At 72.4% G+C, this 14926-nt stretch carries 16 protein-coding genes and 1 pseudogene; 12 read left to right on the forward strand and 5 right to left on the reverse strand.

From position 1 onward, the window contains the following. Positions 1-157: 157 nt before the first annotated feature. Complete coding sequence (locus ACSMXO_RS09530) at positions 158-1108, reverse strand: GlxA family transcriptional regulator (RefSeq protein WP_455419207.1); 951 nt, start codon at positions 1106-1108, stop codon at positions 158-160. 168 nt (positions 1109-1276) lie between these two features. On the opposite strand from ACSMXO_RS09530, the gene ACSMXO_RS09535 reads away from it, so the two are divergent. The 7 genes and pseudogenes from ACSMXO_RS09535 (at position 1277) to ACSMXO_RS09565 (ending at position 5284) form a co-directional block, all read left to right on the forward strand. Then, positions 1277-1939 (forward strand): DJ-1/PfpI family protein, encoded by a 663-nt coding sequence (locus ACSMXO_RS09535; RefSeq protein ID WP_455417421.1) that lies wholly within the window; start codon positions 1277-1279, stop codon positions 1937-1939. A gap of 10 nt (positions 1940-1949) precedes the next feature. After that, positions 1950-2414 (forward strand): DUF2269 family protein, encoded by a 465-nt coding sequence (locus ACSMXO_RS09540; RefSeq protein WP_455417422.1) that lies wholly within the window; start codon positions 1950-1952, stop codon positions 2412-2414. Positions 2415-2417: 3 nt separating this feature from the next. Beyond that, entirely contained in the window at positions 2418-2675 is a 258-nt protein-coding gene (locus ACSMXO_RS09545) for a DUF3817 domain-containing protein (protein ID WP_455417423.1), read from the forward strand. A 3-nt stretch (positions 2676-2678) separates the two neighbouring features. Next, complete coding sequence (locus ACSMXO_RS09550) at positions 2679-3323, forward strand: NAD(P)-dependent oxidoreductase (protein WP_455417424.1); 645 nt, start codon at positions 2679-2681, stop codon at positions 3321-3323. Next, on the forward strand, positions 3320-4126 hold the full coding sequence (locus ACSMXO_RS09555) for an SDR family NAD(P)-dependent oxidoreductase (protein WP_455417425.1): 807 nt from the start codon (positions 3320-3322) through the stop codon (positions 4124-4126). Before ACSMXO_RS09550 ends, ACSMXO_RS09555 begins: the two co-directional genes overlap by 4 nt. 86 nt (positions 4127-4212) lie before the next feature. Next, positions 4213-4314 (forward strand): annotated as a pseudogene (locus ACSMXO_RS09560) (VOC family protein); the annotation flags it as partial. Positions 4315-4438: 124 nt separating this feature from the next. Next, entirely contained in the window at positions 4439-5284 is an 846-nt protein-coding gene (locus tag ACSMXO_RS09565; protein ID WP_455417426.1) for an MOSC domain-containing protein, read from the forward strand. 148 nt (positions 5285-5432) lie between these two features. Here ACSMXO_RS09565 and ACSMXO_RS09570 read toward each other — a convergent pair whose 3' ends face one another. After that, positions 5433-5813 (reverse strand): sensory rhodopsin transducer, encoded by a 381-nt coding sequence (locus tag ACSMXO_RS09570; protein ID WP_455417427.1) that lies wholly within the window; start codon positions 5811-5813, stop codon positions 5433-5435. After that, positions 5813-7003: a D-arabinono-1,4-lactone oxidase gene (locus tag ACSMXO_RS09575; protein ID WP_346256042.1), complete on the reverse strand. Its 1191-nt coding sequence runs from the start codon at positions 7001-7003 to the stop codon at positions 5813-5815. The genes ACSMXO_RS09570 and ACSMXO_RS09575 overlap by 1 nt, the downstream gene beginning before the upstream one ends. A 279-nt stretch (positions 7004-7282) precedes the next feature. Here ACSMXO_RS09575 and ACSMXO_RS09580 point away from each other — a divergent pair, with 279 nt between their 5' ends. From ACSMXO_RS09580 to ACSMXO_RS09590, 3 genes are all read left to right on the forward strand, one after another. Further along, positions 7283-8647 carry a hemolysin family protein gene (locus tag ACSMXO_RS09580; RefSeq protein WP_346256043.1) on the forward strand — a complete coding sequence of 455 codons (1365 nt, stop codon included), beginning with the start codon at positions 7283-7285 and terminating at the stop codon, positions 8645-8647. Next, positions 8644-9708 (forward strand): hemolysin family protein, encoded by a 1065-nt coding sequence (locus ACSMXO_RS09585; RefSeq protein WP_455417428.1) that lies wholly within the window; start codon positions 8644-8646, stop codon positions 9706-9708. The genes ACSMXO_RS09580 and ACSMXO_RS09585 overlap by 4 nt, the downstream gene beginning before the upstream one ends. 99 nt (positions 9709-9807) lie before the next feature. Then, a complete protein-coding gene (locus ACSMXO_RS09590; protein WP_455417429.1) occupies positions 9808-10821 on the forward strand; it encodes a sporulation protein in 1014 nt (337 codons plus the stop codon). 33 nt (positions 10822-10854) lie between these two features. Here the strand turns inward: ACSMXO_RS09590 and leuE are convergent, their stop codons facing one another. After that, a complete protein-coding gene (gene leuE / locus ACSMXO_RS09595; protein ID WP_455417430.1) occupies positions 10855-11523 on the reverse strand; it encodes a leucine efflux protein LeuE in 669 nt (222 codons plus the stop codon). After that, a complete protein-coding gene (locus ACSMXO_RS09600) occupies positions 11520-12815 on the reverse strand; it encodes a bifunctional pyridoxamine 5'-phosphate oxidase family protein/GNAT family N-acetyltransferase (protein ID WP_455417431.1) in 1296 nt (431 codons plus the stop codon). Before ACSMXO_RS09600 ends, leuE begins: the two co-directional genes overlap by 4 nt. A gap of 39 nt (positions 12816-12854) precedes the next feature. On the opposite strand from ACSMXO_RS09600, the gene ACSMXO_RS09605 reads away from it, so the two are divergent. Next, entirely contained in the window at positions 12855-14195 is a 1341-nt protein-coding gene (locus ACSMXO_RS09605) for an aminotransferase class I/II-fold pyridoxal phosphate-dependent enzyme (protein WP_455417432.1), read from the forward strand. 29 nt (positions 14196-14224) lie between these two features. Then, positions 14225-14923: a UdgX family uracil-DNA binding protein gene (locus tag ACSMXO_RS09610; protein WP_346256049.1), complete on the forward strand. Its 699-nt coding sequence runs from the start codon at positions 14225-14227 to the stop codon at positions 14921-14923. Positions 14924-14926: the final 3 nt, after the last annotated feature.

Raw genomic sequence — 14926 nt, forward strand, 5'->3', positions numbered from 1 at the left:
CCGGTCGCCGGCCTAATGACCGAGGACTAATCATTGCCATGAGACTGTCCAGCTCTGAGTGGTCGTCGCGCAGCGGAACCCCGAACAGAAATTGCCGGCCGACAGGCTGATGCGGGACGTGTACGCGACGCAGACTGCGGACCGGGTCTGGACGCGCTCAGTCGGTGGGTTTCTGGAAGGCGGCACGGTAGGCGTGGGGGCTGGTACCGGCGATTCGTTTGAAACGGTCGCGGAAGGCGGTAGGTGAGCCGAATCCGACCTGGGCGGCGATGCGGTCGATCGGGTGGTCGGTGGCTTCGAGCAGGTACTGGGCTTGGCGGATGCGGATGCGTAGCAACCATTGCAGGGGCGTGGTTCCGGTTTGCTCGCGGAAGCGGCGGTTGAGCGTGCGGGTGCTCATGCCGGCGTGGGTGGCGATGTCGTCGAGGGTGAGGTCTTTGGCGGCGTTGTCCTGCATCCACCGCAGTACGGGTTCGAGGGTGGATCCCCGTGGGGTGGGTGGTTGGTCGTGAACGATGAACTGGGCTTGCCCGCCCTCGCGTTCTAGGGGCATGACGGACAGTCGGGCGGCGTCGGCGGCTACGGCGGAGCCGTGGTCGCGGCGGATCAGGTGCAGGCAAAGGTCCAGACCCGCCGCGGCGCCGGCCGAGGTGAGCAGTTGACCGTTGTCTACGTAGAGGACGTCGGGGTCGACATCGATGGCGGGGTAACGGTCGGCGAGCAGGCTGGTGGCGAGCCAGTGGGTGGTTGCGCGCAGCCCGTCCAGCAGTCCGGTGGCGGCGAGGATGAAAGCGCCGGCGCAGATGGAGGCGATTCGGGTGCCGTTGGCGGCGGCCTGTCGCAGGGCGTCGAGGACCTCGTCGGGGACCGGGGCGGTGGGGTCGGCGCAGCCGGGGAGGATGATCGTGTCCGCGTCGGTGAGGGCGTCCAGGCCCCATGGCGGCTGCAGCGTGAACGCTCCGGCGTCGACGGCAGGGGTGGCGCCGCAGACCCGGACGCGGTAGGCGGGGCGGCCGTCGGGCAGCCGGGTACGGGTGAACACCTCAATCGGAGTGGACAGGTCGAACGGTATGGCCCTATCCAGGGCGAGCACGGCCACGGTGTGCATGGCGACAAAGTACGTCACCGCCTCATTACCGCCAAGGCGCTGTTCGCCGATATCCGCTGGTAATCGCCGGTGGCGAGAATCCGTTGGAGCGTGGCAATCCAGCCGCTTCCCGTGACCGCACCGGGTGACTAGCGTCGGCCTCACGCCAGAGAGGGAGGACTGATCGGTTTGCTCGCGCAGTTCGTGTTGTTCGACGGGTTCGATCCGCTAGACGTCATCGCACCGTACGAGGTCCTGGCAGCGGGTGGTGCGATCACGGGCGGGATGTTGGAGGTGGAGCTCGTCTCGGCCGAAGGACCGCGTCAGGTACCCAGTGGGATGGGCCTGCTGTCGTTGGAGGCGACCGCCCGGTTCGAGCCAAAGCGCGCGGACCTGGTCGTCGTTCCTGGCGCGGCCGGGAGCCTGCCCGAAGGCGAGGACGACGTGCGGGAGGACAGCATCCCCGTCATCCTCGCCCGCACCCTCGATACGCCGCTGCCCGGCCTGCTCAAGCAGGCCCTCGACCGTCCCGGCCTGACCGTGGCCACGGTGTGTGGGGGATCGATGGTGTTGGCGATGGCCGGCCTGATCAGCGGCCGTCCCGCGACCACCAACCACCTTGGACTGGACGCCCTGGCCGCCACCGGCGCCGCCGTGGTCGACGCCCGGGTGGTCGACGACGGGGATCTGGTCACGGCATCCAGCGTGACCTCCGGGCTTGACCTGGGCCTGTATCTGCTGGAGCGGGAACTTGGCCCACGCGTTGCCCGCGCCGCTGAGCGGTTGTTCGGCCACGAACGTCGCGGCACCGTCTGGCGCAACACCGGACCCGCGCCCATGGTCACTGGCTGAGGCAGGGCCGATGACAAAGTTCCTGCTCTCGGTCCATGTGCTTGCCGCCATCATCGCGATCGGGCCGGTGACGGTCGCCGCCAGCATGTTCCCAGCCGCGGCGCGCCGCGCCCTGGCCGAATCCGGCACGGACCGGGATCTGGCCGTGCTGCGCTCCCTGCATCGGATCTGCCGGGTCTACGCGGCGGTCGGGATCGTGGTGCCGGTATTCGGGCTCGCCACCGCCAGCAGCCTCGGCGTGCTCGGCGACGCATGGCTGATCACCTCGATCGTGTTGACGATAGCCGCCGCGGGCGTGCTCGTGCTGCTTGTCCTTCCACGCCAGGCGCGCATCCTCACCCAGGCGCCGGCGAGCTCAGGGGTCGATGAGCGCGGGCCGGCGCGGCTGGCCATGTACACCGGCATGTTCAATGTGCTGTGGGCCGTGGTCACCGTGCTGATGATCGTCCGCCCCGGCTCCACCACCGGAGTGTGAGGCGTGAACCGGTTGCAGGCGCTGCGGATCGCGGCCGGCGCGGAGCTCACGACCCTGGCCATCCTGCTGACCAACCTGGTCACCGTGCACTCGCCACAGGTGTCCTCTTTGGTCGGACCGATCCACGGGTGCGCCTACCTGTTCGTCATCATCCTCACCGTCCGCCAGAGCCGGGCCACTCGCACCCGCGTGGCGGCCGTGGTCCCCGGCATCGGCGGCCTGCTCGTCCTGCGGCAACTCGCCCACACACGGCAGGGCTGAGGGGTGCGCGGTCTCGTTGTCGGCGCGAACGGGCGCCTCGGCCGATGCGTCGTGACCCGGGCACTTGTCGAGGGGCACGAGGTCACCGCCTTCGTACGTAACCGCGGTGGCCTGCCCGAGCACCCCGCCCTCACCGTGGAGATCGGCGCGGTCGCCGACCAGGCGGACCGGGTTCGCGACGTGGTCGCCGGCCACGACGCGGTCCTGTCCGCGCTGGGCAACCCCTTGTGGCTCACCGGAAGGCGCGGCCCGGCGATCCTCGCGGCGGCCATGACCAACCTGGTCGCCGCCATGCACGCCGCGGGCGTGCCCCGCATTATGGTACCGCTGGCCTGGGGCACCGGGCAGAGCCGGACCGCCGCTTCACCACTGGTCCGCACCGTCGCCGCCACCCTGATCCGCCGCGACTACCGCGACTTCGACGCCGCTGAGCAGATCCTCACCGCCTCCGGTCTGTCGTGGACGATCGTCTACTTCGGCGCGCTGACCGACCGCGAGGACACCACGCGGTGGCGGGCGTCGACCCAGGTCCGCACCCCGCGTCCACTGGCCATCGCCCGAGATGACCTCGCCCGGTTCCTGGTCGGCGCGGCCGAGCGGGACACCTTCGTATGCCGTCGCGTCGTACTCAACGGGGACCGGCCATGAACGGCAAGATCGTCGTGATCACCGGGGCCAGTTCCGGACTCGGCGCCGCAGCCGCCCGCGAACTGCACCGACTCGGCGCCCGCGTCGTGCCCGTCGGCCGCTCGCCGGATCGGACCGCCGCGCTGGCCGCCGAGCTCGGCGTCACCGGCCACACCGTCGACTTCACCCGGCTCGACAGCGTCCACCTCCTCGCCCGTAGGCTGCTCAGCGACCACCCCCACATCGACGTGCTTGCCGCGAATGCCGGCGGCATCCCCGCCACCCGGCGGCTCACCGTCGACAGCATCGAACCCATCCTCCAGGCCAACGCCATCGGCCCCTGGCTTCTGACCCGGCTGCTCAACCCGGCACTGGACGGTGCCCGGGTCATCGCCACATCCTCCCGCTCCCACACCAGCGCGACGCTGCCCACCGCACAGCTCGACCAGATCGCCACCAGCACCGGCGGCCTCGGCCCCCACCGGACCTACGCCCGAGCCAAGCTCGTCGCCGGCATCCTGCTCCGAGAGCTCGGCCGCCGGTACCCGCACCTCACCGTCGCCGACTTCCACCCCGGCATCATCGCCTCGGACTTCGGCCGCTACCTCGGCCCACTCGGCACCGTTCTCAAGGTCGCCGCCACTCCCGTGCTCGACTCACCGGCGACGGCCGCACACCGCCTGATCCATCTGGTACAGACCACCGACGACATCGACGGCACCTACTTCGTGCGCAACCGACCCGCGCCTGGATCGCCGCTGCTCAACGACCACGACCTCGGCGGCCGGGTGTGGAAGCTCGCCGAACAACTGACCACGGCATAGCGCGACACCGAAATTCTGTGGATTATTCTTTGCTGTCTGACGTCGATGATCGGTAGCAGGTTGCTGTTGGTGGGAGCCCGATCCGCGCACACGGTGCGGTACGCGTGCGACTACTGCCTGCCGATGGCGACAACGAGTCGTGCCTCGTCATGCAGGACATCGAGGGCAATGAGTTCTGTCTCGACTGAGTGGCCCTGAGTCAGACTCCGGCCCGGCGCTGGTTCCCCGGTGACGGCATCGGGGTCGCCTGGTGCCGGGCGGCCGCCGGAGCGAGGGTACCGCCGTGACGCCGCGTCGTGTCATCCTGACCGGATGCGAGTCGTCTCGATGCACACGTACCCGGTGAAGGGGTGCCGCCGGATGGACCGCGACACGGCGCGGGTCGAGCCGTGGGGCCTGGACGGCGACCGGCGCTGGCTGATCGTGGACGAACACGGGCTCGGCCTGACCCAGCGCCAGCACCGGGAACTGGTGACGATGCGGGCGGTGTCCCGGCCGGGTGGGCTGACCCTGGACGCGCCGGGGCTGGACCCGCTCGATCTGGCCGAACCGACCGACGGCGAGGCGATCCAGGTCCGGGTGTACCGGGGGCGGCCGCCCGCACCCGTACGCGCCGCCGGCCCCGAGGCGGACGACTGGCTCAACCGGCTGTTGGGGCGCCCCGCCCGGCTGGTCTGGCTCGGCGATCCCACCGGCAACCTCGTTCCCTGGACGGTCCCGGCCGGCTCCAGCGCCGAGCTGAGCTTCGCCGACGGCACTCCGCTGCTGCTGGCCAACACCGCGTCGCTGGACGCGTTCAACGAATGGCTGCTGGAGTCGGGCAGCACCGAGGGGCCGCTGCCGATGATCCAGTTCCGCCCCAACCTGGTGATCAGCGGTGCCGCGCCGTGGGCCGAGGACGAGTGGGTCGGCCGGCGGATCAGGATCGGCGGGGCCATGTTTCACGGCGCCGCCGAGTGTGGCCGCTGTCTGATCGCGACGATCGACCAGGAGACCGGACAGCGGGGGCGGGAGCCGCTATGGATGCTCGCCGCACGGCGGAACATCGGCAAGAAGCTCCTCTTCGGTCTCCAGATGACGGTGCGGGCCGAACCGGGCGGGCCTGCCCACGAAAGTCGTACGGTCAGCGTCGGTGACGCCGTGGAGGTGCTGGACTGACGGTGAGCATGGCGGGGGCGGTCGTGGTCGGATCGGGCAACCCGTCCTGGTGGCGGTGGGAGCCTTCGGCGCTGTCGACGGCCATCCCACGGCATGCGGATCTTGTCCACCCGGCCGCTGGCGGTAACGGGTTCCGGCAGCCAGGTGGTCAGGAGTCGGCGGGGAAGGCCATCGTGCCGGTCAGCCCGACGGTGCCGGGCAGCCGGCTGTCCTGGCGCAGGAACTGCACCACGACCGGGACCGGCGAGCGGACGACGCAGCCGAACCGCCGGCTCAGCACGATCGCCTCGGGGTCGACCAGGTCGTTGAGGCGGATGTGCCGGATCCGGCGGGCGTCCACCCTGACCGGGTACGGGCCGACCGGTTCCCGGTCCTCGTAGTAGACGGTGATCTCCAGCTCGGCCGGCTCGTCACCGGTGTTCAGCACGGACAACTGGTCGAAGCTGGTGAACTCCGGTTCCTCACCGTTGCTGGGAAAGGGGATCCGGCCGCCGGGGACCACCCAGACCCGCCCGCCGAGCCCGGCCATCAGCCGTCCCTCAGCAGCCGGGCGAGGTCGGGGGTCAGGAACACCTCGTCCGGGTCGAGCCGGCGGCGGAGATCCTGGAACCTGTCCCACTGTGGATAGACGCCGCGCAGCTCCCGGGCGGTCAGCGAGTGCTTCTTGCCCCAGTGCGGGCGCCCGTCGTGCTGCCGGAACACCGCCTCGACGTCGGCGAAGTACTCCCGATGGGGCAGGGAGTTGTTCTGCAGGCAGGCGATCGTCGTGGTGGCCCGGCCATACGCCGGGCTGAGCCAGATGTCGTCCGGGGCGCAGGTGCGTACCAGGACCCGCCAGGCCACCCCGACGCGGTGCCGGTCCAGGATCCGGCGCCGGATCTCGGTGAAGCAGGCGTGGAAGGCCTCCGACGGAATGGCGTACTCGATCTCCTCGAACCGCAGCTCCCGGTGCCGGGGGATGGTGCGGTGGCTCGGGCCGGACTCGCAGGTCCGGGGCTCGCCGGCCGGGGTGAGCTCCGGTTCCTCGCCGCGCCGGTTCAGGGTGCGGATCTGGGTGGTGTCGGTACGCGGGTACCAGTAGAAGTCCATGTTGCGGTTCTGCCGCTGCAACTGGTGCAGGTGGTCGAGGGTCCAGGCGATCGACGAGCACCAACTGCGCCGCCGCAGGTGGTAGGTGGGGCTGAGCCGCAGCGTCAGCGTGGTCACCACGCCGAGCACGCCGAGGGAGAGTCGCGCCGCCGGCAGGAGGTCGCTGTTCTGCTGCCCGGAGATCTCCAGCACCTCACCGGTGCCGGTCACCAGCCGGACTCCGGCCACCTGGGTGGAGAGGTTGCCGAAACCCAGGCCGGTGCCGTGCGTACCGGTGGCGGTGGCACCGGCGATGGACTGCACGTCGACGTCACCGAGGTTGTCCATGGCGAGCCCGGCCTCGTAGAGCGCCTCGCCCAGTTCACCGAGTGGCACCCCGGCACCGACCGTGGCCAGCTGCGGATCGTCGTGCCGGCACATGGTCCGGGGCAGTCCGGCCAGGCTGACGAGTACGTCGTCGGTCCGGACCAGCGGACTGGACGAGTGGCCGGAGCCGACCGGCCGGAGCGTGGTCGAGGTCTGCCGGGCCCGTTCGACGAGTGCCCGGACGGCGTCCTCGTTCTCCGGCGTGGCGTACTCCCGTGGGGTGAACCGGAGGCTCCCCGACCAGTTGCGCCACTCCCGTCCCAATGCGGCCTCCCTTCCCGGCTGCCCGGCCGGCAACCGCACGGTGAGGTAGCGGTGAGGTACCAGACCGGGCGGGGTGGATCGGGACACGCGTCTCTACCCGGTGGGCGGTCGGAAAAACGGCTGGTCGGGGCCGGTGGTGGTTGTCCGGGCAGTGGCCTCCGGGGCTCGGTAGGATGGTCTGGTGATCGACTCAACTGTCCAGGAGGGCAGCTGTAGCCAGCCGGGTCGGACCCGGCATCTCCCACACCAGCCGCGACGACGGGGAGCGCTGAGCACCCCGTGTTGATCGCGCTCGGTCTCGTCCTGATCATCCTGCTTACCGTGGCGACGGGATATTTCGTCGCCCAGGAATTCGGTTACGTCGCCGTAGACCGGGGCAAACTGCGCCAGCTCGCCGAGGACGGCGACGTCGCGGCGCAACGCGCCCTCACGGTGACCGGACGGCTCTCCTTCATGCTCTCCGGAGCCCAACTCGGGATCACCGTCACCGCTCTGCTCGTCGGTTACGTCGCCGAGCCGTACCTCGGCGACGGCCTGGCCGACCTGCTCGGCGTGGCGGGCGTCTCGGCCGCGGTCAGCACGCCGGTCGCGGTCGTGCTGGCCCTGGTGATCGCCACCGTCGTGCAGATGGTCTTCGGCGAACTCGCTCCGAAGAACCTCGCCATCGTCCGGGCGGAGGCGCTGGCCCGGGCCCTGAGCCGCTCCACGCTGATCTACCTGGCCGTCGCCGGGCCGCTGATCCGGCTCTTCGACGCCGCCGCCACCCGGCTGCTGCGCCGGATCGGCATCGAACCGGTCGAGGAGTTGCCCAGCGGGGCGACGCCGGAGGACCTGGAACAGATCATCGCCGAGTCGCGCGAGGAGGGGCACCTCGACGCCGAGATGTCCACTCTGCTCGACCGGGGACTCGACTTCCGGCAGCTCACCGCCGCCGAGGCGATGGTGCCCCGGGTCGACGTGCACACCGTACGGGCCGACGAGCCGCTCAGCCGGCTGGTCGAGCTGCTCGACACCGGGCACTCGCGCTTCCCGGTCCGCGGCGCCGAGGGGGTGGACGACGTCGTCGGGGTGGTCGGCATCGCCGACGTACTCGGGGTGCCGCCGGCGCGCCGCGCGACCACCCCGGTCGAGGCGGTCGCCGTACCCCCGTTGCTGGTTCCGGCGACGCTGCCGCTGCCGACGGTGCTGGACCGGCTCCGGGCCGGGCACCGCCAGCTCGCCTGCGTGGTGGACGAGTACGGCGGCTTCGCCGGAGTGATCACGCTGGAGGACATCGCCGAGGAGCTGGTCGGCCCGATCCGGGACGAGGACGACCCGCCCGAGCGGGCCCCGGTCCGGCAGGCCGACGGATCCTGGGTGGTGCCGGCCCGCTGGCGGATCGACGAGGTCGCCGACAGCACCGGGATCACCCTGCCCGAGGCACCCGAATACGACACCCTCTCCGGGCTGGTGATGCGGGAGCTGGGCCGGATACCCGAGGTCGGTGACCGGCTGGAGATCAAGCTCTCCGCCGACGGCGAGCCGGACCAGGAGGCGACGCTGCCCCGGGCCCACGTCGAGGTGCTGGCGGTGGACCGGCACGTCGCCGACTCGGTCCGGCTCCGGGTGCTGGTGCCGCAGGGCGGGACGGAGCGCACCCCGTGAGTACGACGTGGGCGTTGCTGATCTCCCTGTTGCTGCTCGCGCTGAACGGCTTCTTCGTGGCCGCCGAGTTCGCCCTGCTGGCCTCGAAGCGCTACCGGCTGGAGCAGGCCGCCGCCTCCGGTGGCCGGGCCGCCCGGGCCGCGCTGGACGGGGTACGCGAGCTGACCCTGATGCTGGCCGGTGCCCAGCTCGGCATCACCGTCTGCACGCTGGGGCTGGGTGCCCTCGCCGAACCGGCGATCGAGCACCTGTTCAGCCCGCTGCTGCACGCGGTCGGCCTGCCCGACACGGCGAGCCACGCGATCGCGCTGGTCTTCGCGCTCGCCCTGGTCACCTTCCTGCACCTGGTGGTCGGCGAGATGGCCCCGAAGTCGTGGGCGATCACCGACCCGGAGCGCTCCGCCCTGCTGCTCGCGCTGCCGTTCCGGGCGTTCGCCCGGGTGGCCCGGCCGGTGCTCTCCGCACTGAACGGGCTCGCCAACGTGACACTGCGGCTGGCCCGGGTACGCCCGGAGGAGCAGTTGGCGGTGGCGCACGGGCCGGAGGAGCTGCGCATGCTGCTCCAGCAGTCGCGCGAGCACGGCCTGCTCGCCGCCGACCAGCACGAGATGCTGACCAGCATGCTCGAACTCCAGGGCACCACCGTCGCCCAGGTGATGGAGCCGGTCGAGACGATCGTCTCGGTACGCCCCGACGACTCCGCGGAGCGGATCGAGGAGGTGTGCCGGTCCAGCGGCCGGTCCCGGCTGGCCGTCTTCGAGGCGCCGGGTGAGGTGGCCGGGCTGGTGCACGTCCGGGAGGCGGTCCGGGCCACCACCGCCGGACGACCGGCGACGGCCCGGGAGCTGATGACCGTGCCGTTCACCCTGGACGCGACCGCGACGGTCACCGAGGCGGTGGCCGCGATGCGGGCCGAACAGGTGCAGTTGGCGCTGGTCAGCAACGGTGCGGGTGTCAGCCGGCCGATCGGCTTCGTCGCCCTGGAGGACCTGCTGGAAGAGGTCATCGGGGAATTCGACGACGAGACCGACCCGATCCCACGGGGCCGCCGGCTGCGCTGAGCGTCCGCCGTTCCCGCCCCGGCGGCTCGCTCCGGGGTGGGGGCGGTGCGGCGGAGCGGCCGGCTGGGGCCCGGCCGGGCGCGGACGGGAGGGGCGACGGTGGGCTTCGGGGGACTCCTGCCGGGTGCGGGTCTGACCGTGCGGACCGTGCTGACCAATCCGAGTACCCGGCCCGGGCTGTCGCTGCCCGGCCGGGTCACCCTCACCGCCGGCCGGTCGCCGGTGACGGTCGACCGGGTGACCCTCGGGCTGGTCACCCGGGTCGAGCCGGCCGGCGGCGAGCTGGAGTACCAGCCGGTGGAGTTCCACCGGGTGGCCGCCGCCGGGGCGTTCGTGCTGGCTCCGGAGGAGCGCCGGGTCCTCGACTTCGGCGTGCCGGTGCCGTGGGAGACGCCGGTGACGGTGGTCAACGGGCACTGCCTGCTCAACCTGCGGATGGGGCTGCGGGCCGAGGTCGCGGTCAGCGCGCTGCTCGACCGGGGCGACCTGCGCCCGGTGTACGTGCACCCGCTCCCCGCCCAGGCCGGCGTGCTCGCCGCCCTGAGCGAGCTGGGCTTCGAGCTGCGGCAGGTCGGACTGCTCGCCGAGCGGCTGCCGGGGATCGACCAGAGGTTGCCGTTCCACCAGAAGATCGCGTACTGGGCGGCACCGCTGTACGGCGGCCCGTTCAGCGAACTGGAGGTCTCGTTCTTCACCGACCCGTACCGGGTGGAGGTGCTCTTCGCGCTGGACCGCCGGGTCGCGCTGGCCGGTGCCGGACACGTCAGCTTCAGCCGGTTCCGCGTGGACCACCGGGGCGCGGCGGAACTCGACTGGATCACCGTGGTGGACAGTTGGCTCCGGTACGCCGTACAGCGGCACTCGGCCACCGCCGCCGGCTACCAGGTCCGCACGGAACGCCGTCCGTCGCCGCCGCCCCGCCCGACCGACCCCGACCAGTCGCACCCCGGCCCGTCCGGCACCGACACCCGGGACAGCGAGCCGCCGGGCCGGGAGCCCAGTGGTGCCGCACCGGCCGCCGGCCACGATCCGGACCGCGGGCTACGCCCGATCGGCGGCGGTGAGGGCGGGATCGGCGGTGGCGCGGGCGGTGGCGGCGGTGGCGGAACGTGAGGGTTTCGGCTGGCTCCGGTGGATCCGGGGCGGTCAGCCGGTGCTGGCGGTGGCGAGCTTGATGCCGAAGCCGAGGAAGAGCGCGCCGATTCCGGTGCTCACCCCGGCGGCCAGCCGCTGGCGGCGGCGGAACTGCGCGGCCAGGAAGGCGCCGGTGAAGATCAGCACGGTCAGGTAGAGCGCGCTGGTGACCTGGGCGATCGCGCCGAGCAGCAGGAACGACAGCGCCGGGTAGGGATAGGCCGGGTCGACGAACTGGATGAAGAAGGAGATGAAGAAGAGGATCGCCTTCGGGTTCAGCAGGCTGATCACCGCCGCCCGCCGGAACGGCCGGTCGGCCGCCGCCGGCCGGGTGTCGACCAGCGGCGCCACCGCCGGGTCGTTCCGGGTACGCCAGCGCCGCCACGCCCCGCGCAGCATCATCAGCCCGACATAGCCGAGGTAGGCCGCGCCGGCGTACTTGATCACCATGAAGATCGGCGGGTACGCCTTGAGTACCGAGGCCACCCCGGCGGCGGAGAGCGCCATCAGCACCGCGTCGCCGAGGAAGACCCCGGCGGCGGCCCGGTAGCCGGCGCGTACCCCGGTCTTCGCGGCGGTGGTGAGCACGTAGAGCGAGTTCGGCCCGGGCAGCAGGATGATGGCCACCGTGCCGAGCACGTACGTCCAGATGTCGGTGATCCCCAGCACGCCGGTCATCATCGCCCCACCGGGACCCCCGGGCGAAGCAATTCCCGGAGCCTGACCTGTGCTTTCGGCCACTCGTCGGCGAGCATCGCGTACTGCACGGTGTCCCGCCACGAGCCGTCCGGCCGCCGCCGGTGCCGCCGGAGCACCGCCTCCCGGGTGGCGCCGAGCCGCTCGATGGCGCGCTGCGACCGCTCGTTGCGGATGTCGGTGTGCCAGACCACCCGCTCCGCGCCCAACTCCTCGAAGGCCCTCGTCAACAGCAGCAGCTTCGCCTCGGTGTTCACCCCGGTACGCCACCAGCGCCGGCCCAGCCAGGTGTGTCCGATCGCCACCGACCGGTGCCTGGGATCGATCTCGTAGTAGGAGGTGGTGCCGACCACCGCGCCGGTGACGGCGTCGAGCTGCGCCCACGGCACCCGCTCGCCCCGCCAGTGCGCGTCGAGCGCGGTGCGGACGATCTCGGCCATCCCGGCCGGGTCCTGCGGCTGCACGGCGCTCAGATGGGGCCAGACCTCCGGGTCGCGGGTCGCCGCGTACAGGGCGTCGACGTGCGACTCGGCCAGCGGGGCGAGCCGGACGTGCGCGCCGGCCATCGGCGCCGGGGTGTGCCAGGGGGAGCGGTCGGCCCGCAGGTACGCCGGCAGCGGGGCGGTCACCCCGGCGTCCGGCTCGGGCCGCCCGGCGACGGTACGCAGCGGCAGCACTCCGGCCCAGTGCGGCAGGCCGTGGTCGGCGGGCTCCTCGCGTACGCCTCCGGTGCGGGTGCGGACCGAGACCTCGCGCAACGGCAGGGCCAGCAGGGCGGTCTCGGCCAGCTCCCGGCGACTCGGCGGCCGGCTGTCGGCGCTGCGGCCCTGGCCGACCTTCTCGACCAGCGCGGCCAGCACCCTCCGCCGCTCCGTCTCGTCGGCGACCAGATGCGCGGTGCCGTGCGCGACCAGCGAGCGGTAGTTGGCGCTGTGGTGGAACTGGGACCGGGCGTAGACCAGCCCGTCCAACTGGGTCACCGCGACGCAGACCGGCAGCCCGGCGCCGGACCGGGCGGCCAGCAGCGGCCGGCTGCCGGTCGAGCCGTGCAGGTAGAGCGTCTCGCCGATCCGGACGTGCAGGGTGGGCAGGATCCGGGGCTCACCGTCCACGGTGAACCCGAGGTGGCAGTGGTACGCCTCGTCGAGCAGGTCGTGCGCGGCGGAGCGCTGGTAGGTCATCTTCGACCGGTCGCGGGTGGCGGTGCTCCGTCGGGTCTGCGGGTAGGTCTCCGGTGCGCCGTCCGGATGCGTCTGCGTCGGGGTCTGCTCGGCCATCTCGCGTCCGCCCTTTTGTGATAGTACAATCTTCAAACTGTGACAGCACATTATCAGGTCGCCGGTACGACGGCAGCCGAGATATCGGCCAGTGTGGAGGCGGGCGTCCGGACCGGGGAGTTGCCGGCCGGTGCCGCGCTGCCCGCCGTCCGGGCCCTGGCGCAGCGGCTCGGGGTCAGCCCGGCGACGGTCGCCAAGGCGTACCAGGGACTGCGGCAACGCGGGGTGGTGGAGACCGCCGGCCGCAACGGCACCCGGGTCCGCCCGAAGCCACCGGTCACCGGCCGCCGGGCCGCACTGCGGCTGCCCGCGCCGCCCGGTGCGCTCGACCTCTCGGTCGGCGAGCCCGACCCCGGGCTGCTCCCGCCAATCGGCCCGCACCTGGCCGCGCTGGCCGAGACCGCCGGTGCCTCGGTCAACTACCGGGGCGGCGGCGTCCTCCCGGAACTCGTCGAGGCGGCCCGGGAGCGGCTGACCGCCGACGGGGTGCCGGCCGAGGCGGTGACGGTGACCGGCGGCGCGTCGGACGGCATCGAACGGCTACTGGTCAGCAACCTGAGCCCGGGCGACGCGGTCGCGATCGAGGATCCCGGCTGGGCCAACACCATCGACCTGGTCGCCACGCTCGGGCTGCGCGCGGTGCCGATGCCGGTCGACGACGCCGGGCCCACCCCGGCCGGGCTGCGCGCCGCGCTGGCCGCCGGCGCCCGGGCGGTGCTGGTGACCAGCCGGGCACAGAACCCGACCGGGGCGGTGGTGACCGCCGACCGGGCGGTGGCGCTGCGGGCGGTGCTGGCCGACCGCCCCGACGTCCTGCTGGTCGAGGACGACCACGCCGCCGAGCTCTCAGTCGAGCCGCTGCACAGCCTGGCCGGCGCCACCCGGAACTGGGCCTTCGTCCGCTCGGCCAGCAAGCCGTACGGGCCGGATCTGCGGCTGGCCGTGCTCGCGGGGGACGAGGTGACCGTGGCCCGGGTAGCCGGCCGGCTGCGGGTTTGCTCCGGCTGGGTCTCCACCCTGCTGCAACGGCTCACCCTCGCGCTGTGGCGGGATCCGGCGGTCACCGAGCGGATCGCACTGGCCCGGGTGAGCTACGCCGAGCGGGTCGCCGCGCTGCGCGGCGCACTCGCCGAGCGCGGGCTGGCCGGACAGGGCCGTACCGGGATCAACGTCTGGTTGCCGGTGCCCGACGAGACCCGGGCGGTCGCGGTGCTCCGCGACGCCGGCTACGTGGTGGCCCCCGGCGCACTGTTCCGGTTGGCCAGCGGGCCGGGAATCCGGATCACGGTCAGCCCGCTCGCCGAGGCCGACATCGCGCCGCTGGCCGACGCGGTGGCCCGGGCCGCCGCGCCCGCCACGCCGGCCACCCTGAGTGCGTGATCCGGGGGGTACGGGGTAGAACATGCGCTATGCCTGAGACGGAGACCGCTCCCGGAGCGCAGGAGTTCATCCCACCCGGCGCCGACAGCCTGGCCGAGCTGCGCGACGCGGCCGGCGGCTGCCGGGGCTGCGAGCTGTACCGGGACGCCACCCAGACTGTCTTCGGCCGGGGCGACGAGCACGCCCGGGTCGTCTTCGTCGGGGAGCAGCCCGGCGACATGGAGGACCAGAAGGGGCTGCCGTTCGTCGGGCCGGCCGGGCACCTGCTGCGGCGTGCCGTGGACGAGGCCGGCATCGACCCGGCGCAGCTCTACATCACCAACGCGGTCAAGCACTTCCGGTTCGAGATGCGCGGCAAGCGCCGGCTGCACAAGACCCCGGACCGGGTGCACATCGTCGCCTGCCGGCCCTGGCTGGTCGCCGAGTTCGCCCGGCTGCACCCCGAGGTCGTGGTGGTACTCGGCGCGACGGCGGCCAAGGCGCTGCTCGGCCCCTCGTTCCGGGTCACCCAGTCCCGGGGCGTACTGCTGCCCTGGCCGGAGTCGGCGCAGCGGCCGCAGGACTTCGCCAAGGTGCCGGTCGGGCCGACCGGGGAACGCGAGTCGGTCGCGCCGACCCGGCTGGTCGCCACCATCCACCCCTCCGCGGTGCTCCGCGCCGACGACCGGGACGCCGCGTACGCCGGCCTGGTCGCCGACCTGAAAGTGGTGGCTGGAGCGCTGGGCTGAGCC

The organism is Plantactinospora sp. DSM 117369 (genome assembly GCF_053764795.1).

Bases quoted from the DNA above. Each gene is read 5' to 3' on its own strand.
- ACSMXO_RS09610 (WP_346256049.1), top strand. From the start codon at position 14,225: ATGCCTGAGACGGAGACCGCTCCCGGAGCGCAGGAGTTCATCCCACCC.
- ACSMXO_RS09570 (WP_455417427.1), bottom strand. From the start codon at position 5,813: ATGGCCGGGCTCGGCGGGCGGGTCTGGGTGGTCCCCGGCGGCCGGATC.
- ACSMXO_RS09540 (WP_455417422.1), top strand. From the start codon at position 1,950: ATGACAAAGTTCCTGCTCTCGGTCCATGTGCTTGCCGCCATCATCGCG.
- leuE (WP_455417430.1), bottom strand. From the start codon at position 11,523: ATGATGACCGGCGTGCTGGGGATCACCGACATCTGGACGTACGTGCTC.
- ACSMXO_RS09555 (WP_455417425.1), top strand. From the start codon at position 3,320: ATGAACGGCAAGATCGTCGTGATCACCGGGGCCAGTTCCGGACTCGGC.
- ACSMXO_RS09530 (WP_455419207.1), bottom strand. From the start codon at position 1,108: ATGCACACCGTGGCCGTGCTCGCCCTGGATAGGGCCATACCGTTCGAC.
- ACSMXO_RS09565 (WP_455417426.1), top strand. From the start codon at position 4,439: ATGCGAGTCGTCTCGATGCACACGTACCCGGTGAAGGGGTGCCGCCGG.
- ACSMXO_RS09600 (WP_455417431.1), bottom strand. From the start codon at position 12,815: ATGGCCGAGCAGACCCCGACGCAGACGCATCCGGACGGCGCACCGGAG.